A 19,084-nucleotide genomic window follows, 5' to 3' on the forward strand; every position below is an offset into this window, starting at 1 on the left:
AAATCAACCAAATAGTAAAAATTGGCAGCTGAAATGGTAATTGGCGGCTAGTCGACCATTTGAGGAGGTGTCTCCTTTTATTGATCATTTGATGAAAAATCGATGGTGGTTTGGGTGGCCTGATGTCCCTAGGTCTCAGCGTAGAAATTTTCTGTGAATAGAAAAGGTGTTTTGAATCAGTCTCCTGTGATTGTGTTTCCGCACAAAGACTAAAAGTGGCACAGGCGTTGCTCAATACTTGTCAGCCAACAAAAAACACAATCGGGGCTAACCATGACTAACGCAACCAACGAAAAAACCTTTGACGAAATGACCCGCTATATCCGGGTCCGCAGCGAGCCTGGCGACAAATTCGTGGAATTTGACTTCGCCATCGGTTACCCGGAGCTGTTCGTTGAACTGGTGCTCCCCCGCGAAGCGTTCGAAATCTTTTGCAAGCACAACCATGTGGTCCACATGGACTCCGACATGATCCGCGAGATTGACGAAGACATGGTCAAGTGGCGGTTCGGGGAGCGCGGCCAGCGTTATTGAGCCAAACAAGCAACACCCACAATCTGATCCACAAAAACAAAACGGAAAGGTTGATATGAGTATCGAAATCAAAACCACCTCGATGGAACCCATTCGTCACACCTACAGCCACATTGCGCGCCGATTTGGTGACAAGCCGGCGACTCGCTATCAGGAAGCGAGCTACGACCTGGAGGCGAAAACCAACTTCCACTATCGCCCCCAATGGGACTCCCGATACGAGCTCAATGATGATCGCCGTACCGCCATCCGCATGGACGACTGGTACGCGGTGTCTGATCCCCGCCAGTACTACTACGGCGCCTACGTAGGCAACCGGGCCAAAATGCAGGAGTCCGCCGAGACCAGCTTTGGTTTTTGCGACAAGCGCAACTTGTTGACGCGCCTGCCGGAAGAGACTCAGAAGCAGCTGCTGCGCCTGCTGGTGCCTCTTCGTCATGTTGAACTGGGCGCCAACATGAACAACAGCAAGATCTCGGGTGACGCTGTAGCCACCACCGTTTCCCAGATGCACATCTACGCCGCGATGGATCGTCTGGGCATTGGTCAGTACCTGTCTCGCATTGCTCTGTTGATTGACGGTAGTACCGGTAAGGCACTGGACGAGTCCAAAGGCTACTGGATGGATGACGAGCTGTGGCAGCCCATGCGCAAACTCGTGGAGGACACCCTGGTCGTTGATGACTGGTTCGAACTGACCCTGGTTCAGAACATTCTGTTGGATGGACTGATGTACACCCTGGTGTACCACAAAATGGATGCCTGGCTTGCGACTCAGGGTGCGGAAGACGTTTCCATGCTCACCGAGTTCATGCGCGACTGGTACAAAGAATCCCTTCGCTGGACCAACGCCATGATCAAAGCCGTCGCCGGTGAGAGCGAAGCCAATTGCGAACTGCTCCAGACGTGGATCGATCAGTGGGAGCCGCAGGTCTATAGCGCTCTCCAACCACTGGCAGAAGCCTCGGTGGGTATTGACGCTCTGGATGAAGCCCGGGCGGAGCTTTCTACCCGCCTGAAGAAATTCGGACTGCAGAGTAGGGGAGTCTCAGCATGAGCCAGTTGGTATTCATTGTATTTCAGGACAACGACGACTCTCGCTATCTCGCCGAAGCGGTTATGGACGATAACCCTCATGCGGAAATACAACACCAGCCTGCGATGATCCGGATCCAGGCTGAGAAGCGCCTGGTGATGAATCGGGAAACGATGGAAGAAAAGCTGGGGCGCGATTGGGATGTTCAGGAGATGCTCGTAAATGTCATCAGCATCGGCGGCAATGTCGATGAGGACGATGACCATTTTATTCTTGAGTGGAAATAATTGGGAGAATCATCATGGCTGTTCAAAACAAGAAATTGAATCTCAAAGACAAATACCAGTATCTGACCCGCGACATGGGTTGGGAGCCTACCTACCAGAAAAAAGAAGACATTTTTCCGCACGAGGACTTTGAAGGTATCAAGATTACCGATTGGTCTCAGTGGGAAGACCCATTCCGTCTGACCATGGATTCGTACTGGAAGTATCAGGCGGAAAAAGAGAAGAAGCTGTACGCCATTTTTGATGCGTTTGCCCAGAATAATGGCCACCAGAACATTTCAGACGCTCGCTACGTCAACGCCCTGAAGCTGTTCCTCGGTGGCGTATCTCCGTTGGAACATGGGGCCTACCAGGGATATGCCAAGGCAGGTCGTCAGTTCAGTGGTACTGGTGCGCGGGTGGCTTGTCAGATGCAGTCGATTGACGAGTTGCGTCATTCGCAGACCCAGCAACACGCCATGAGTCATTACAACAAGCACTTTAACGGCCTGCATGATGCTGCGCACATGCACGACCGGGTGTGGTTCCTGTCGGTGCCCAAGTCGTTCTTTGACGATGCCCGCACCGCTGGTCCGTTCGAATTCCTGACCGCCATTTCGTTCTCGTTCGAGTATGTACTGACTAACCTCTTGTTCGTTCCGTTTATGTCGGGCGCCGCATACAACGGCGACATGGCCACCGTTACCTTCGGCTTCTCTGCCCAGTCAGACGAAGCACGCCACATGACCTTGGGCCTTGAGGTGATCAAGTTCATCCTGGAGCAGCACGAAGACAACGTGCCCATTGTTCAGCGCTGGATCGACAAGTGGTTCTGGCGCGGATTCCGCCTGCTCAGCCTGGTCAGCATGATGATGGACTACATGCTGCCGAACAAAGTCATGTCCTGGTCTGAGGCTTGGGAGGTGTACTACGAGCAGAACGGTGGCGCGCTGTTCAAAGATCTTGAGCGTTATGGCATTCGTCCTCCCAAATATCAGGACGTGGCCAACGATGCCAAACATCACCTGAGCCACCAGCTGTGGACCACTTTCTACCAGTATAGCCATGCCACCAACTTCCATACCTGGGTTCCAGAGAAGGAAGAAATGGACTGGATGTCTGAAAAGTACCCGGACACTTTCGACAAGTACTACCGTCCGCGCTACGAGTACCTGGCGAAAGAGGCCGCCGCTGGCCGTCGCTTCTACAACAACACCCTGCCGCAACTGTGCCAGGTGTGCCAGGTACCGAACCTGTTCACCGAAATGGGCGCGCCCACCAAGTTGAGCCATCGTCAGTTGGTTCATGAAGGCGAGCGTTACCATTTCTGCTCCGAAGCCTGCTGCGACATCTTCAAGCACGAGCCGGAAAAATACGTGCAGGCCTGGCTGCCGGTGCATCAGATCTATCAGGGTAACTGCGAAGGCGAAGATGTCGAGACCGTGGTGCAGAAGTACTACCACATCAACATCGGCGAGGACAATTTCGAGTACCTCGGTTCGCCGGACCACAAGCGCTGGATGTCCATCAAGGGCGAAAAGCCTGCTGATGAGAACCAGGACGCCGCCTGATACTGACCCGGGAGTCGCCCGGTAGCCACTGGCACCGGGCGAACCACCCACAAAAACAATAAGGTGACCATCATGAGTGTAAACGCTTTATACGACTACAAATTCGAGCCCAAAGACAAGGTCGAGAACTTTAACGGCATGCAGCTGTTGTATGTCTGCTGGCCTGATCACCTGATGTTCTGCGCGCCGTTTGCGTTGTTGGTTCAGCCGGACATGACCTTCCGTGCCCTGATTGAAGAAATTCTCAAGCCGGCAACTGCAGCGCACCCGGATTCTAGCAAGGCGGATTTCCTGAATGCCGAATGGCTGTTGAACGATGAGCCGTTTACCCCGGATGCGGATGCCAGCCTGATAGATAACGGCATTGATCACAAAAGCATGCTGACGGTCACAACACCTGACCTCAAAGGCATGGCTGGCGTCGGATACTGAGGGTAGTGCTATGAGCCATACCGTAACTATCGAACCCATTGGCGAGCAGATCGAAGTGGAGGAAGGCCAGACCATCCTCGCGGCGGCGCTCCGCCAGGGCGTCTGGTTGCCGTTTGCATGCGGTCACGGCACCTGTGCTACCTGCAAGGTGCAGGTGCTTGAGGGCGACGTCGAGATTGGCGACGCCTCACCGTTTGCCCTGATGGACGTGGAGCGAGGCGAAGGCAAGGTGCTGGCCTGCTGCGCCACAGTGGAAAGCGACGTGACCATCGAAGCCGATATCGATGTCGACCCGGACTTCGAGGGCTACCCGGTGGAGGATTACGTAGCGACAGTAACGGATATTGTTGACCTGTCGCCCACCATCAAGGGTCTGCACCTGAAACTGGACCGCCCGATGACCTTCCAGGCCGGCCAGTACATCAACATCGAAGTGCCCGGAGTTGAGGGTGCCCGCGCGTTCTCACTCGCTAACCCGCCAGGCAAGCCCGATGAAGTGGAGCTGCACATTCGCCTGGTTGAAGGGGGCGCTGCAACCACCTACATCCACGAGCAGCTGAAAGCAGGCGATGAACTGAACCTGTCCGGCCCCTATGGGCAGTTCTTTGTGCGCAGTTCTCAGCCTGGTGATCTGATCTTCATCGCGGGTGGTTCAGGGCTTTCCAGTCCGCAATCGATGATTCTCGACCTGCTGGAGCAGAACGACGAACGCAAGATCGTGTTGTTCCAGGGCGCCCGCAACCTCGCAGAGCTCTACAACCGCGAACTGTTTGAAGCACTGGATCGTGACCACGACAACTTTACCTACGTGCCGGCCCTGAGCCAGGCCGAGGACGATGCCAACTGGCAGGGCTTCCGGGGTTATGTGCACGACGCCGCCAAGGAACACTTTGGCGGCCGGTTTTCCGGTAACAAGGCTTACCTGTGTGGCCCACCTCCGATGATCGATGCAGCGATCACCGCCCTGATGCAAGGCCGGTTGTTCGAGCGGGACATCTTCATGGAGAAATTCCTGACAGCGGCCGACGGTGCGGAAGACACCCAGCGTTCAGCCCTGTTCAAGAAGATCTGACCGGGAGGCGGTATGGCCGAGTTCCAGGTGTTCAACCGCACAACGGGTGACCACTTCATCTGCCAGGAAGGCCAGAGCGTGCTCAAGGCTATGGAACAGCTGGGTATGAAGTGCGTGCCCGTGGGCTGCCGGGGTGGTGGCTGCGGCTTTTGCAAGATCCGGGTTCTGGAGGGCGATTTCAAGTGCGGCAAGATGAGCAAGGTGCATGCCCCTCCAGAAGCCGTTGAAAAAGGGGAGGTCCTGGCTTGCCGGATCTACCCGCTGACCGACTTGACCATCGAGTGTGTGCTTCTGCCGGAGGCGGCACTTGCGAAGCAAACAACAACAAAAACGTTGAGGTAACTGTCATGAAAAAAGGTGTAATGCGTCCCGGCCACGTTCAGATCCGGGTTCTCGATATGGGCGAAGCTGTCAAACACTACACAGACCTGTTGGGTTTGATCGAAACCGATCGTGACGACCAGGGGCGTGTTTATCTGAAGGCCTGGAGCGAAGTGGACAAATTCTCTGTGGTTCTGCGCGAAGCCGATGAGCCGGGCTGTGACTTTATGGGCTTCAAGGTGGTGGACGAAGCTGCCCTGAACCAGCTTGAAAAAGACCTTGTCGATTACGGTGTTGAGGTTGAGCAAGTACCGGCGGAAGAGTTGAAAGATTGCGGTCGCCGCGTTCGCTTCACTGTGCCCTCCGGTCATGCCTTTGAACTTTATGCTGATAAGAAATATACCGGAAAGTGGGGTGTGTCCAGCGTTAACCCGGAAGCCTGGCCTCGCGGCCTGCAGGGCATGAAGGCGGTGCGTTTTGATCATGTCTTGTTCTACGGCCCGGAATTGGCCGCCGTGTATGACATCTTCGTCAACGTGTTGGGCTTTTACTTGGCGGAGCAGGTTCTGGACCCCGAAGGCACTCGCGTAGCGCAGTTCCTGACCGTCTCCATGAAGGAACACGATGTGGCCTTCATACACCACGAAGAGAAAGGCAAGTTTCATCACGCCTCCTTCTTCCTGGATACCTGGGAAGCGGTGCTGCGGTCTGCCGATCTGATCTCCATGACCGATACCTCTATCGACATCGGCCCGACCCGTCACGGCCTGACCCACGGCCAGACCATCTATTTCTTTGACCCGTCTGGCAACCGTAACGAAGTGTTCTGTGGCGGTGACTATCACTATCCGGACCATAAACCCATTACCTGGAAGGCGGAAGACCTCGGTAAGGCGATTTTCTACCACGATCGCGTGCTGAACGAACGCTTCCTGACCGTGTTGACCTGATTAGGAACAGGCCGAACGTGATTCAATTTAACAGGACTAGGCAGCCATGAAAGAGTTCAAACATTTTATTAACGGCGAGTACGTGGCTTCGGCCAGCGGCAAAACATTTGAAAATCGATCGCCAGTGGACAATAGCCTGATCGGTCAGGTTCACGAGGCCGGTGAGGCGGAAGTCGATGCTGCCGTTCGTGCCGCTAAAGCCGCGCTTAAGGGCCCCTGGAGCAAGCTGACCCAAAACCAGCGTGCCGCCATGTTGAACAAGATCGCAGACCGCATTAATGAGCGTTTCGACGAATTCCTGGCCGCAGAGTGCCTGGACACGGGCAAACCGCGCTCAATGGCCAGCCATATCGACATTCCCCGTGGCGCAGCCAACTTTAAAGAATTTGCTGACAGTATGAATCATCCGACTGAAGGCTTCCGAATGGATACCCCGGATGGCACGGGCGCTGTAAACGTAGGCCATCGGACGCCAAAAGGCGTTATTGCCGTGGTGTCTCCATGGAACCTTCCCCTGTTGTTGATGACCTTCAAGGTGGGCCCTGCGCTGGCCTGTGGTAACACGGTTGTTGTTAAACCGTCGGAAGAAACACCTGCTACGGCCACTTTGCTGGGTGAGGTCATGAACGAGTGTGGTGTGCCACCAGGTGTGTTTAATGTGGTGCACGGTTTTGGCCCTGACTCTGCGGGTGCTTTCCTGACGTCTCATCCATTAGTGGATGCGATCACCTTCACCGGTGAAACCCGTACCGGTGAGATCATTATGAAAGCCGCCGCAGTGGGCCTTCGTAATGTTTCCATGGAGTGCGGCGGAAAAAACCCTGGCCTTGTGTTCGCCGACTGCGATCTCGAAAAAGCCGTGGAGGGCACGATGCGCTCCGCGTTTGTCAACTGTGGTCAGGTTTGTTTGGGCACCGAGCGGGTCTATGTGGAGCGTTCGATATTTGACCAGTTTCTCGCCCGTATGAAAGAAGAGGTGGCCAAGCTGAAACTGGGCCGACCAGAAGATCCCGATGCGAATTTCGGGCCGCTGGTCAGCTTGGAGCATCGTGACAAAGTTAAAAGCTATTACGACTTGGCTCGCGAAGAGGGTGCAACCGTCGAGATTGGTGGAGGCATTCCCGATATGGGCGCAGAGCTGAACGATGGCGCCTGGATTGAACCGACCATCTGGACCGGCCTGCCTGAAGACGCCCGTGTTATCCGCGAGGAAATTTTTGGTCCGTGCTGTCACATCCGTCCGTTCGATACCGAAGAAGAAGCCATCGAGTTGGCCAATGACACCAGCTACGGTCTTGCCTGCGCCATCTGGACAGAAAATTCTGCCCGGGCTCTCCGCGTGGCGGAACAGATGGAAGTTGGTCTGGCGTGGGTGAACTCCTGGTTCCTGCGTGATCTGCGCACATCCTTCGGCGGCGCCAAACAATCAGGGATTGGTCGTGAGGGCGGCGTGCATGGTCTGGAGTTCTACACTGAAACCAAAAACATCTGTATCAAACTGTGAGGTAGCCATGAACGTACCTGTAGACAGCCCTGAAATCGGGCGTGAGATCACCGCGGCCGGCTACCGGACCAATGTGCACGATCACGGCGAAGGTGGCTTCCCATTGATGATGATTCACGGTTCCGGCCCCGGGGTAACCGCCTGGGCCAACTGGCGCCTGGTGATTCCCGAGCTGGCCAAACACCGCCGTGTGGTTGCGCCGGACATGCTCGGCTTTGGTTACAGCGAGCGCCCGGAAGACAAGATCTATAACCGTGAGCGTTGGGTAAAACACGCCATCGGTGTTATGGACGAGCTGGGGCTTGATCAGGTCGATCTGGTGGGCAACTCCTTCGGGGGGGGGCTGTCATTGTCGTTGGCCATCGAGCATCCAGAGCGCGTTCGCCGTCTGGTGCTGATGGGCTCTGCCGGGGTCAGCTTTCCGATCACCAAAGGCCTGGATGAAGTCTGGGGTTACCAGCCCTCGCTGGAAACCATGCGCCGGTTGATGGATGTATTTGCCTTCAACAAGGGGCTGTTGACCGACGAACTGGCAGAAATGCGTTACCAGGCAAGCGTTCGCCCCGGCTTTCAGGAATCCTTTGCCGCCATGTTTCCGGCCCCGCGCCAGCGCTGGGTCGACAACTTGGCAAGCAACGAGGATGACATCCGTGCCCTTCAGCACGAAACCCTGATTATCCACGGTCGCGAAGACGAAGTGATTCCCTTGGAAGCCTCATATAAGTTGGCTGAGCTGATTGATCGTGCCCAGTTGCATGTGTTCGGCCGCTGCGGTCACTGGACACAGATTGAACACGCCTCCCGGTTTGCCCGTCTGGTTGACGATTTCCTGAACGAAGCGGATCAAGCCGCTGCCGGAGACAAATAATGGATAAGCAAAAAATCCAGCAGTTCGGCGACGAACTCTACGAAGCCATGGTCAAGCGGGAAGCAGTCTCCCCGCTGACCAGCCGTGGCGAAGACATCAGCATCGAGGATGCCTACCACATCTCCCTGCGCATGCTTGAGCGCCGGCAGCAAGCCGGTGCCCGGGTAATTGGCAAAAAGATCGGCGTCACCAGCAAGGCGGTGATGAACATGCTGAATGTACACCAGCCCGATTTCGGTTACCTGACCGACGACATGGTGTTTAACAGTGGAGAAGCCGTGCCCATCAGCGACCGGCTGATTGCGCCAAGGGCTGAGGGAGAGATTGCCTTCATCCTGAAGAAAGATCTGGCCGGCCCCGGCGTGACCAATGCCGACGTGCTGGCGGCCACCGAATGCGTAATACCGTGTTTCGAGATCGTCGATTCACGCATTCAGGACTGGAAGATCGCCATTCAGGACACCATCGCTGATAACGCTTCCTGCGGTTTGTTTGTGCTGGGTGACAACGCGGTCTCCCCTCGGGATGTTGACCTGGTGACTTGCGGCATGGTGGTGGAGAAGAACGGTTCCATCATCAGCACCGGCGCCGGCGCAGCCGCGTTGAGCTCTCCAGTGAACTGCGTGGCTTGGCTGGCCAACACCCTGGGCGAGTTTGGTATTTCCCTGAAGGCAGGTGAAGTCATCCTATCGGGCTCCCTGGTACCGCTGGAGCCGGTGAAAGCCGGTGACACCATGCGTGTGGACATTGGCGGGATTGGCAGCGCCTCTGTGCGCTTTGTCTGATCCGGACCAAACGAGGACAAGATTATGAGCAAGAAAATCAAAGCAGCGATCATCGGCTCGGGCAACATCGGCACCGACCTGATGATCAAGATCCTGCGTAACGGCAAGCACATCGAAATGGGCGCCATGGTCGGTATCGACCCGGAATCCGACGGCCTGGCCCGTGCCCAGCGCATGGGCGTGGCCACCACCCACGAAGGCGTGGACGGCCTGGTGAAGATGCCGGAATTTGCCGACATCGACATCGTATTTGACGCCACCTCTGCCGGCGCGCACATGCACAACGAAGTGTTTCTGCGTGGCCACAAAGAAAACATCAAGATTGTCGACCTGACCCCCGCGGCCATTGGCCCCTACTGCGTGCCGGTGGTGAACCTGGAGCAGAACCTGAGCGAAGGTAACGTGAACATGGTCACCTGCGGTGGCCAGGCCACCATCCCGATGGTGGCCGCCGTGTCTCGCGTGGCCAAGGTGCACTACGCCGAAATTGTGGCATCGATTTCCAGTAAGTCTGCCGGCCCGGGCACCCGCGCCAACATCGACGAGTTCACCGAAACCACCTCCAAGGCCATTGAAGTGGTGGGTGGCGCCCAGAAGGGCAAGGCCATCATTATCCTGAACCCGGCCGAGCCGCCCCTGCTGATGCGCGACACCGTCTACGTGTTGTCTGACGCGGCTGACCAGGCCGAAGTGGAAGCCTCCGTTGAAGAAATGGTGCAAGCCGTGTCCTCCTACGTACCGGGCTACCGCCTCAAGCAGAAAGTCCAGTTCGACGTCATTCCTGAAGACCAGCCCATGAACGTGCCGGGACTGGGCCGCTTCAGTGGCCTGAAAACCTCCATCTTCCTGGAAGTGGAAGGCGCTGCCCATTACCTGCCGGCCTACGCCGGCAACCTGGACATCATGACCTCCGCCGCCCTCGGTACCGCCGAGCGCATCGCCGAATCGCTGGTCAAGTGAGGAGACTGAATCATGACTCATAACCCTGGCAAGAAACTCTATATCTCCGACGTGACCTTGCGAGACGGCAGCCACGCCATTCGTCATCAGTACAGCATCAAGAACGTGCAGGACATCGCCCGCGCTCTGGACAAGGCCAAGGTGGACTCCATCGAAGTTGCCCACGGCGACGGCCTGCAAGGCTCCAGCTTCAACTACGGCTTTGGTGCCCACACCGACCTGGAGTGGATCGAAGCGGTGGCCGAAGTGGTGGAACACTCACAGATCGCCACCTTGCTGCTGCCCGGCATTGGCACCGTCCACGATTTGGACAACGCCTACAGCGCCGGTGCCCGCATCGTGCGTGTCGCGACTCACTGCACTGAGGCGGATGTCTCCAGACAGCACATCGAACACGCCCGCAAGCTGGGGATGGACACCGTGGGCTTTTTGATGATGAGTCACATGCAAACTCCGCAGGGCCTGGCCGAGCAAGCCAAACTGATGGAAGACTACGGTGCTACCTGCCTGTACGTGGTGGACTCCGGCGGTGCCATGAACATGAACGACATCCGGGACCGCTTCCGGGCCCTGAAGGATGTTCTGAAACCGGAAACCAAAACGGGCATCCACGCCCACCACAATCTGGCGCTGGGGGTGGCCAACTCCATCGTCGCAGTGGAAGAAGGCTGTGACCGCATCGACGCCAGCCTCTCTGGCATGGGCGCCGGCGCCGGTAACGCACCGCTGGAAGTGTGCATTGCCGCTTTCGACAAGATGGGCTGGGACCACGGCACCGACGTGTACGCCCTGATGGACGCGGCTGACGACATCGTGCGCCCGCTGCAGGACCGCCCGGTGCGTGTAGACCGCGAAACCCTGGCGCTGGGCTATGCCGGTGTGTACTCCAGCTTCCTGCGCCATTCCGAAGTGGCGGCGCAGAAGTATGGCCTGAAGACTGTGGATATTCTCGTTGAATTGGGCAAACGCCGTATGGTGGGTGGCCAGGAAGACATGATCGTGGACGTGGCGCTGGATCTGCTGAAGGCGCAAGAGGAGCAAAAAGCATGAGTAAGACACTAAACAATGACCAGATGCTGGCCCTGGCCGAGCACGTAGAAAACGCCGAATTGAACGCCCGCGATATCACCAAGGTCACCAATGATTATCCGGACATGACCTTTGAAGACGCCTACGACGTGCAGTGGGAAATCCGCCGTCGCAAGGAAGAGCGTGGAAACAAGGTTGTGGGCATGAAAATGGGCCTGACCTCCTGGGCCAAGATGGCCCAGATGGGCGTGGAAACCCCGATCTATGGCTTCCTGGCAGATTACTTCAGCGTGCCGGACGGCGGTGTGGTCAACACCAAGGAACTGATTCATCCGAAAATCGAAGCCGAAATCGCCTTCGTGACCAAGGCGCCCCTGCATGGCCCCGGTTGCCATATTGGTGACGTCCTGGCCGCCACCGACTTCGTGATCCCGGCGGTGGAAGTGATCGACTCCCGCTACGAGAACTTCAAGTTCGACCTGGTGAGCGTGGTGGCTGACAACGCCTCCTCCAGCCGCTTTATCACCGGCGGCACCATGTCGAATATTGCCGACCTGGACCTGAAAACACTGGGTGTTGTGGTTGAGAAGAACGGAGAAATCGTAGACGTAGGTGCAGGCGCTGCGGTATTGGGCCACCCGGCTTCCAGCGTGGCCATGCTGGCCAACCTGCTGGCGGAGCGCGGTGAGCACATCCCGGCGGGCACCTTCATCATGACTGGCGGTATCACTGCTGCGATCGCAGTGGAGGCCGGCGACAACATCAGTGTTCGTTACCAGGGGCTGGGCACCGTAACCGCCCGCTTCGAATAAGGAGGTTTTATGCCGATTGCACAGATCAACATTCTGGAAGGTCGAGCCGACGAGCAAAAGGAAGCGCTGATCCACGAGGTGACAGACGCGATTGTTCGTTCACTGGATGCGCCGGTTGAAAGCGTGCGGGTGATTATCAACGAAATGCCCAAGCAGCACTTTGGTATTGCTGGGCAATCGGCGAAACAACGGGGGCGTTGAGCCCCCGAACCCCCGAGATGATTGATGGAGAAGAGAAGTGACAAAACTTCCGGTGTTATTTGTGTCCTGTAATGCTGAAAATATCCAGACCCAATCCGGGGGTTGCTCAGGCCCTGCGAGAATGATCTGGGGCAAGCGGTTTAAAAGTGTTGTAGTGATGAGCACTCGATCTGACCAGGCTGGCCCGGAACTACACATCTTGAAGGGCAAAGGAACAACCGCTGGCAAGATACAGGCTCTGCTTTCAGGGCAGGGGTTCACACCGGAGATTGGTTCAACGAGCTCATCTGACCGGGCTAGGCTACTTGAAGCGTTATTGGCTGAAGAACCGCATGAGGTGACAGAGCTCATCCTCAATACGGGCATGAGTGAGCATGAGTACCGGCAGGTAGGTCTTTGCCTTGAGGTGCTGCGGGAGCAGGATGTACTCGTGATTTGTCTGGACGACAAGGCGAACCATAAGGACAAGGTTGGTGTATCGCTGCATGATCGCCGCCTGCGAGAAATGCTTAGCGGTTGGGAGCAGGATCAAAAGTGGGGGGCTGTTATGTCCTTCAAAGGAGCCTCGGAACGTTCTCAGCAAATTGCGCGGTTGGATGACCCGACAGTTTGTCTTCTCAACGCTGCATTTACGCTTGGTGGTTCTCAGTTTCCGCAAAGGATGTTCAGCAGTGGGATGAATAATGCCGAACAAACACTCTCTGGATTTGGCTGGATGAAATAGCAACCATGCTCCTAGCAACACCGCTTAGGCAACTGGCACGAGAGCTAGAGGCCGGAACCCTGACCGGAGAAGCATTGGTTGCAGCCTCCGTAGAGGCTTACGAATCGGGCGGAAACAGCGCTTATCTTAGTTGGCAGCCGCAGCGTGCGCTCGAGTTTGCCCGTGCTGTAGATAAGGTAAGAGCTGCAGGGGGCAATACCGGGCCATTGATGGGCATCCCCGTATCGGTTAAAGACATGTTTGGTGTGCCGGGCTTTCCCACCTTTGCCGGTTGTGCCCAACCTCTTCCGGAGCACTGGCAGGTAGCGGGGCCCGTGATACAGGCCCTGCAATCCCAGTTGGCTCCAGTGGTAGGTAAAACCCACTGTGTGGAGCTTGCCTTCGGTGGGCTGGGCACTAATCCCCACTGGGGAACACCAAGAAATCCCCGGGATGCCCACGTTCACCGGGTTCCTGGTGGCTCCAGTTCCGGTGCCGGGATTTCTCTTGTTGATGGAACCGCGGCGTTAGCGCTCGGCACGGATACAGCCGGTTCGGTGCGTGTTCCGGCGGCGATGACCGGTGTCGCCGGCCTGAAACTGACAGCCGGTAGATGGCCGACCTCGCAGATTGTCCCCCTCTCGAGCACTCTGGATACGCCCGGACTGCTGGCCCATCGTGTTGACGATCTCGCCTTTGCCTTCAGTGCGCTGGATCCGGTTATTGGCAAGCACGGCAAACGGTTGGCGGCGATTCCGGATCTGGCGGATCTTACCTTCGGTGTACCCTCCGGTTTCTTTTGGGAGAATTGCAGCCCAGGCATTGCCGAAGCGGTAGAAAGGGCTTTGAGATCGCTCGAAAAAGCAGGCGCGAGGCTGGTGCGTTTTGACTTGTCCGGCCTGGACGAGATCTTTGAGGCGTTCCTGAAGGGAGGCGTGGCAGCCCCAGAATTGGCTGCCTTTATCCGGAAGGAATTGCCGGACATTGTTCCGGACCTGGATCCGAACGTGGTGGCACGGTTGCGCACCGCAGAGGAGCTGCCGGCTTGGGAATATATCCACAGGCTGGAGCTTATCAAGCGTCTTTCCAGCATTGCCGCCATGGAACTGGAGGGTGTCGATGCCCTGCTTACGCCCACCGTTACACTGACCCCGCCAGACGTAGATAGCCTTAATGAGCCGGGCGCCTATGCGGCTGCAAATATGCAGGCCTTACGTAACACGGCGATGGGTAACTATCTGGGACTATGTGGTTTAACTCTGCCGGTAGGGAAAGACAGCGCAGGGATGCCAGTTGGTTTGCAATTGTTAAAGGGCCCCTGGCAAGAGGAACGGTTGCTGCTGATTGGTCAGTCCGTTGAGCGTTGTCTGGGCTTCGGGCCTGATATACTTGGTTCTTGTTCCTGAACAACAGCCCGACGAACTTTCTGAGAGACCGAGGTTGCCTTGTCTGCTTTAAGTGTTTTGATGCTTGGTGCCGGCGGCATCGGCGGCTATTACGCCGCAAGGTTGGCTGAAGCCGGCCACCAGGTTGTACTGACTGCCCGTGGAGATCACCTCGCGGCCCTACAAGCGAACGGCCTGACCGTTGATTATGAAGGGCAGGTTTTCCACCATTCACTCCCGGCTTGCCACCACCAAGACCTTGTTCGCGACTATCAGGCGGATGATTTTGACCTGATCGTTATAGCCCTTAAATCGACAGCCACCAGTACAGTGATGACGGAGCTTTCTGAATGGCTGAGGGCTGGTTCGGTTCCGGTACTGTCTCTTCAAAACGGCGTAGATAACGAACCCCTCATTTCAGAAGTGGTCGGAGAAGGCCGTGTCTTGGGTGGCCTTGCGGTGCGTATTGGCGGCCATATTACCGAGCCGGGCAAAGTGTTCGCCGAAGGTGTTGCCCAGATAGTGGTGGGGGCCTGGCCTCAGCAACAGCCTGATGACTCACGGATGGCCTTGCTGAAGAAGCTGGAGGTTGCCTTTAACGAGGCGGGCATTCCGGCCACCGTGACGGAAGACATCCGCTACGAACTCTGGCGCAAGCTGGTGATTAATAACGGGGTTAATCCGTTGTCTGCGCTCACCCTTCTGGATACCCGAAGCCTCACCCACCATCCCGAATTCGGCAAGATGGTCTACGGGATGATGGCTGAGACTGTAGAGGCCTCCAGAGCCGATGGTGTAAACCTGACGCAGCGGGATCTCGATGAAATGTTTGAGCTGATCAGCAGTTTTAACGCCATCAAAACCTCCATGCTGGTGGATCAGGAGAAAGGCCGGCCGCTGGAGCTGGATAGCATTGCCGGGGCGGTGTTGCGGCGGTGTGAGAAACTCGGCGTGGAAGCACCTTACACTTTCACCGTGAATGCAGTTTTGAAACACCAGAACTAGTCCTGGTGGTGCATATAGTGCACACCCAATCAATTTCCCGGACACCCGCCCGGATTCATTGACCTGAAGCAAGATTTCCCCACTGGTAACAGCGTTTACTGTCATCAATATCAGGAGGGAAGTCCCATGAACATGAATGCTCAAGTTTCAACTCAACCCAGGTCTACTTTGATCGGTCGCCTTGCTGACCGGTTAATCGCCAGCCAGTATCAGATGGCTGTAAAGTCCCTGCAGATGGAAGCCCCGGATGCGCTGGAGCAGATAGTTGCGCAGGCGGATCCGGCCCTGGATTCCTCCGTTGCCGCTGAAATCGAGCGTCTTTTGAGAACCCGTGGTGCACCGTTTGTGCGTTTTGAAAAGACCCTGATGCCGCAGATGCAGGCACGTTTCGGCGTTACCGAAGAACAGATGGGCACCCTGGAAGCCAAAGAGCTGGCGGCTATGAAGAAACGTTGTAGTTCCTGCTCGGAAGCGGCCCGCTGCTGGCAGGCGCTGCGTGGCGGGGAGTCTGCTGAGCAGTGTCGGGAACTTTGTCCGAATGCAGACACCTTCGAACGGCTTTAAAGCATAGTCCGGTAATTGTGTGACCAACAAAAAGGCCTGAGAAACCTCAGGCCTTTTTGCTATCTCAGAAGAGTAATTCCGGCAACCAGGTTGCGATCTCCGGGAAGATCATGATCAGGATGATCCCAACGATTTCTACCAGTACAAACGGAATGATCGACTTGTAGATATCGTTCATTGTGACCGACGGAGGCACTACACCTTTCAGATAGAACAGGTTGAAACCGAAGGGTGGTGTCTTGTAACCGATCTCCATATTGATCACGAACAGAATGCCGAACCAGATTGGGTCAAACCCTAATGCCGTGATAATCGGAATAAATACCGGCAGAGTGATCATCATAATGCCGACAGGGTCCAGAACCATCCCCAGGAAGAAGATGATGACCATCATGGCAATAATAGTGCCCCAGGCTCCACCCGGGATCATGGCCATAATGCTTTCAATCAGGGCCTGGGCTCCCATGCTTTGATAAGCAGAGCTGAATGCGTGGGCCGAAAACAGGATCCACATGGTCAAGCCAGTCAGCTTGAGGGTGCGGATCGCGGCTTCATTCAGTACTGACCATTTGAACTCGCCGTAGACCGCTGCTGAAATCAGCGCACCGAGGACACCCATGGCTGCGGCTTCTGTCGGTGTGGTGAGCCCGCCCATGATGGAGCCCAGTACCATTCCCACCACGCTGATCGGCAGGAGAACAGAGCGCAGGGCGCGGAACTTTTCAGGCCAGGATGCCCGGTCTTCTTTAGGAAGCGCTGGTGCCAGGTCTGGCTGCAGGGCGCAGCGGACAACAATATAGAGGGTGGTGAGTACCATCAGCATAATGCCGGGCATAACACCTGCAGCAAACATCTTGCCTACGGATACACCCGTAATCAGGGCATACAGAATCATCAGGATACTTGGCGGAATCAGAACACCCCAGCCGCCACCAGTATTGATCACCCCGAGTGCCATCTGCTTGTCGTAACCCCGGGAGAGCATGGAGGGGAGTGCGATCGCACCCATAGCGACCACTGCCGCACCGCTGATGCCCACCATGGCTGCAAATACCGCACAAATACCCAGAGTACCGATGGCCAGGCCGCCCCGGAGGCCGCCGAACCAGAGATACATCATGCGGTACAAGTCTCGCGCAACACCTGTGCGTTCAAGTATCATTGCCATGAATACAAACAGTGGTATGGCCACCAATGTAAAGCTTTCCATGGTGCCCCAGATCTGGGAAACCACCATGTAGAAGGAGTCAAAGCCCCAGGTGAAATAAAGAAAAACAACAGACACACCACCCAGCACGAATGCCAGTGGCAGGCCAAGTAACAGGAAAAACAGCAGCGAACCAAAGAAAAGAAGCGTCATGACTTCAATGCTCATTATGCTTCTCCTTCTTCAGAATGGCTTTTCCGCTCGGTGGGGTCGTAATAGCTCAGGTTAAATGCGATGGCGATATCCTCCAGCAACCTCACAATGCCTTGCAGCAGCATCAAAACAGAGGCAACAAAGATGGCTCCCTTGGCTGGCCAGATAGGCGGGTTCCAGGCAGAAAAGGAGGTTTCCCGGCTTTCGAACGACTCAGAGGCCATGTCAAAGCTGAACCAGACCAGCGCCAGCATGAAAATGAAAAACAGAATAGAGGTGAAAATGTCGACAAAGCCTTGGGCCCTCAGCTTAAGCGTCGAGTGCAGCAGATCGACATTCACGTGCCCGCGGTGGGCCATGATGTATCCGCCAGACATTACTGCGTATACACCGAACAGCAGCTGTGTCAGTTCATTTGTCCACACCGAAGGTGAATTGAAAAAATAGCGCAGAGCTACTTCAAGTATCAGAAAGACAAACATGGGAAAGACGATCAGGGCTATACATCGGCCAACGTACTCGTTGAGCCTGGTGACGCCTTTCATGAATGCGCTGACTACGCTCATGGCACTCTCCGGGGGACTTTGATGTGAACTGAGAAAACAGGCCCCGGGGGTTAATCGGGGCCTGTGGTGTTGCGTTTAAGATCAGAGGTAGCCAAGTTCGCCAAGGAACTGCTTGAGCAGGCTCAGAGCCTTCTTGGCCTCATCGCTGCGCTTGGCTTCTTCATCCCACATGCCCTGGGCGGTCTGGGCAAGCTTCTGCTGAACATCATCAGGCATCACGTTTACTTCAACACCTTGATCAGCAACGGCCTTGGCCAGGGCGATACGCTCTTTGTACAGATACTGGTTGGTACGAATCCAGAATTGCTCATCCAGAGCCTGCTTCACTACCTGTTGGAGGTCTTCAGGAAGTTTGTCCAAGGCCTTCTGGCTGACGATGATGACATCAGTGCCGGCAATGTTCAGCGCAGGCTGAACGTGGTACTTGGCAACATCGTACAGGCCCATGCTCGCAGCACCCTGGGCAGCGCCCCAGTGGGCGCCGTCTACAATGCCGGAATCCAGTGCGGTGTACAGTTCACTGCCCGGGATATAGGAAGCGGAAGCACCGGCTTCGGTCAGGAACTTCTGAAGCGCACCGGAGGAACGGATTTTCAGCCCCGTGAAGTCCTCCCAGCTGTTGATGGGTTTGCTGGTAACCATTTCGGTCGGGTAAACCTTGTCGGTTGCCCAGTAAACGCCAGACTTGGCGGCTTCATCCCGCAGCATTTGTTCGAAGCCCATGTTCTGGTGGAAGTACGCGGCTTCCCAAACGTTTCGGAATGCGAAGGGCAGGCCAGAAGCAATGCCGGCCAGGGTCATCTTGTCCTGGGCATAACCGGGAGAAATCGTACCCATTTCCAGAATGCCACGACTCACGGCATTGAAGGTTTCTGTGGCCTTGAACATAGCGCCTGCTTCAAACAGCTGGAGCTTGATCCGGCCTTCAGAGCGTTCTTCGATCACATCCTTCAGTCGACCAAGGCTGTCCTGGTAGGAGCTGCTGGAGCCTGGCCAGTGGGACTGAACCTTCCAGGTGTAGGTTTTTTCAGCGTATACAGGTGCGCTGGCGACAACAGCAGATACACCCAGTGTTAACGCGGATGCATAGGTAGTAAGGTTTTTTCTGAATGTGGCAAGGAAGCTCATAAGTTTGCTCCAGTACTTGTTATAGTTGCATT

22 protein-coding genes are annotated in these 19,084 nt (G+C 56.0%); 19 read left to right on the plus strand and 3 right to left on the minus strand.

Annotation, left to right across the window (positions count from 1 at the left end):
* The first annotated feature begins 273 nt into the window (after nt 1–273).
* From B9Q17_RS05945 to B9Q17_RS06035, 19 genes are all read left to right on the plus strand, one after another.
* The gene (locus B9Q17_RS05945; RefSeq protein WP_094624498.1) at nt 274–534 is read left to right on the plus strand and encodes a phenol hydroxylase subunit; all 261 of its coding nucleotides are present in this window, start codon (nt 274–276) and stop codon (nt 532–534) included.
* Nucleotides 535–589: 55 nt separating this feature from the next.
* Nucleotides 590–1,591, plus strand: coding sequence for an aromatic/alkene monooxygenase hydroxylase subunit beta (locus B9Q17_RS05950; RefSeq protein ID WP_036202281.1), 1,002 nt, complete (start codon nt 590–592; stop codon nt 1,589–1,591).
* Nucleotides 1,588–1,857, plus strand: coding sequence for an MmoB/DmpM family protein (locus B9Q17_RS05955; RefSeq protein WP_094624499.1), 270 nt, complete (start codon nt 1,588–1,590; stop codon nt 1,855–1,857). Before B9Q17_RS05950 ends, B9Q17_RS05955 begins: the two co-directional genes overlap by 4 nt.
* Nucleotides 1,858–1,871: 14 nt before the next feature.
* Complete coding sequence (locus B9Q17_RS05960) at nt 1,872–3,407, plus strand: aromatic/alkene/methane monooxygenase hydroxylase/oxygenase subunit alpha (protein ID WP_094624500.1); 1,536 nt, start codon at nt 1,872–1,874, stop codon at nt 3,405–3,407.
* Between the two features lie 72 nt (nt 3,408–3,479).
* A complete protein-coding gene (locus B9Q17_RS05965) occupies nt 3,480–3,839 on the plus strand; it encodes a phenol hydroxylase subunit P4 (RefSeq protein ID WP_036202300.1) in 360 nt (119 codons plus the stop codon).
* 10 nt (nt 3,840–3,849) lie between these two features.
* Nucleotides 3,850–4,911: an NADH:ubiquinone reductase (Na(+)-transporting) subunit F gene (locus tag B9Q17_RS05970; protein WP_094624501.1), complete on the plus strand. Its 1,062-nt coding sequence runs from the start codon at nt 3,850–3,852 to the stop codon at nt 4,909–4,911.
* Nucleotides 4,912–4,923: 12 nt separating this feature from the next.
* Nucleotides 4,924–5,253 carry a 2Fe-2S iron-sulfur cluster binding domain-containing protein gene (locus B9Q17_RS05975; protein WP_094624502.1) on the plus strand — a complete coding sequence of 110 codons (330 nt, stop codon included), beginning with the start codon at nt 4,924–4,926 and terminating at the stop codon, nt 5,251–5,253.
* A gap of 5 nt (nt 5,254–5,258) precedes the next feature.
* A complete protein-coding gene (locus B9Q17_RS05980; protein ID WP_094624503.1) occupies nt 5,259–6,182 on the plus strand; it encodes a catechol 2,3-dioxygenase in 924 nt (307 codons plus the stop codon).
* 46 nt (nt 6,183–6,228) lie between these two features.
* Nucleotides 6,229–7,686: a 2-hydroxymuconic semialdehyde dehydrogenase gene (locus B9Q17_RS05985; RefSeq protein WP_036202313.1), complete on the plus strand. Its 1,458-nt coding sequence runs from the start codon at nt 6,229–6,231 to the stop codon at nt 7,684–7,686.
* A 7-nt stretch (nt 7,687–7,693) separates the two neighbouring features.
* Complete coding sequence (locus B9Q17_RS05990; RefSeq protein WP_094624504.1) at nt 7,694–8,554, plus strand: alpha/beta fold hydrolase; 861 nt, start codon at nt 7,694–7,696, stop codon at nt 8,552–8,554.
* Nucleotides 8,554–9,339 carry a 2-oxopent-4-enoate hydratase gene (gene dmpE, locus B9Q17_RS05995; protein WP_094624505.1) on the plus strand — a complete coding sequence of 262 codons (786 nt, stop codon included), beginning with the start codon at nt 8,554–8,556 and terminating at the stop codon, nt 9,337–9,339. Before B9Q17_RS05990 ends, dmpE begins: the two co-directional genes overlap by 1 nt.
* 24 nt (nt 9,340–9,363) lie before the next feature.
* Nucleotides 9,364–10,299, plus strand: coding sequence for an acetaldehyde dehydrogenase (acetylating) (locus tag B9Q17_RS06000; RefSeq protein WP_094624506.1), 936 nt, complete (start codon nt 9,364–9,366; stop codon nt 10,297–10,299).
* A 12-nt stretch (nt 10,300–10,311) separates the two neighbouring features.
* A complete protein-coding gene (dmpG, locus tag B9Q17_RS06005; protein WP_094624507.1) occupies nt 10,312–11,349 on the plus strand; it encodes a 4-hydroxy-2-oxovalerate aldolase in 1,038 nt (345 codons plus the stop codon).
* Nucleotides 11,346–12,140, plus strand: coding sequence for a 2-oxo-3-hexenedioate decarboxylase (gene dmpH, locus B9Q17_RS06010; RefSeq protein WP_094624508.1), 795 nt, complete (start codon nt 11,346–11,348; stop codon nt 12,138–12,140). The genes dmpG and dmpH overlap by 4 nt, the downstream gene beginning before the upstream one ends.
* A 9-nt stretch (nt 12,141–12,149) precedes the next feature.
* Nucleotides 12,150–12,341 (plus strand): 4-oxalocrotonate tautomerase, encoded by a 192-nt coding sequence (locus tag B9Q17_RS06015; protein WP_094624509.1) that lies wholly within the window; start codon nt 12,150–12,152, stop codon nt 12,339–12,341.
* A gap of 37 nt (nt 12,342–12,378) precedes the next feature.
* Nucleotides 12,379–13,065 carry a hypothetical protein gene (locus B9Q17_RS06020; RefSeq protein WP_154707613.1) on the plus strand — a complete coding sequence of 229 codons (687 nt, stop codon included), beginning with the start codon at nt 12,379–12,381 and terminating at the stop codon, nt 13,063–13,065.
* Nucleotides 13,066–13,070: 5 nt separating this feature from the next.
* Nucleotides 13,071–14,450: an amidase gene (locus B9Q17_RS06025; RefSeq protein WP_094624511.1), complete on the plus strand. Its 1,380-nt coding sequence runs from the start codon at nt 13,071–13,073 to the stop codon at nt 14,448–14,450.
* Between the two features lie 39 nt (nt 14,451–14,489).
* Entirely contained in the window at nt 14,490–15,434 is a 945-nt protein-coding gene (locus B9Q17_RS06030) for a ketopantoate reductase family protein (RefSeq protein ID WP_244177323.1), read from the plus strand.
* A 213-nt stretch (nt 15,435–15,647) separates the two neighbouring features.
* Nucleotides 15,648–15,998 (plus strand): DUF6455 family protein, encoded by a 351-nt coding sequence (locus B9Q17_RS06035; RefSeq protein WP_154707614.1) that lies wholly within the window; start codon nt 15,648–15,650, stop codon nt 15,996–15,998.
* 64 nt (nt 15,999–16,062) lie between these two features.
* Here the strand turns inward: B9Q17_RS06035 and B9Q17_RS06040 are convergent, their stop codons facing one another.
* From B9Q17_RS06040 to dctP, 3 genes are all read right to left on the minus strand, one after another.
* Complete coding sequence (locus tag B9Q17_RS06040; RefSeq protein ID WP_058342375.1) at nt 16,063–17,373, minus strand: TRAP transporter large permease; 1,311 nt, start codon at nt 17,371–17,373, stop codon at nt 16,063–16,065.
* Nucleotides 17,373–17,924 carry a TRAP transporter small permease subunit gene (locus B9Q17_RS06045; RefSeq protein ID WP_094624514.1) on the minus strand — a complete coding sequence of 184 codons (552 nt, stop codon included), beginning with the start codon at nt 17,922–17,924 and terminating at the stop codon, nt 17,373–17,375. The genes B9Q17_RS06040 and B9Q17_RS06045 overlap by 1 nt, the downstream gene beginning before the upstream one ends.
* An 81-nt stretch (nt 17,925–18,005) precedes the next feature.
* A complete protein-coding gene (gene dctP, locus B9Q17_RS06050) occupies nt 18,006–19,052 on the minus strand; it encodes a TRAP transporter substrate-binding protein DctP (protein ID WP_094624515.1) in 1,047 nt (348 codons plus the stop codon).
* Nucleotides 19,053–19,084: the final 32 nt, after the last annotated feature.

This window comes from Marinobacter vinifirmus, from assembly GCF_002258215.1.
Classification (GTDB): Bacteria; Pseudomonadota; Gammaproteobacteria; order Pseudomonadales; family Oleiphilaceae; genus Marinobacter; species Marinobacter vinifirmus.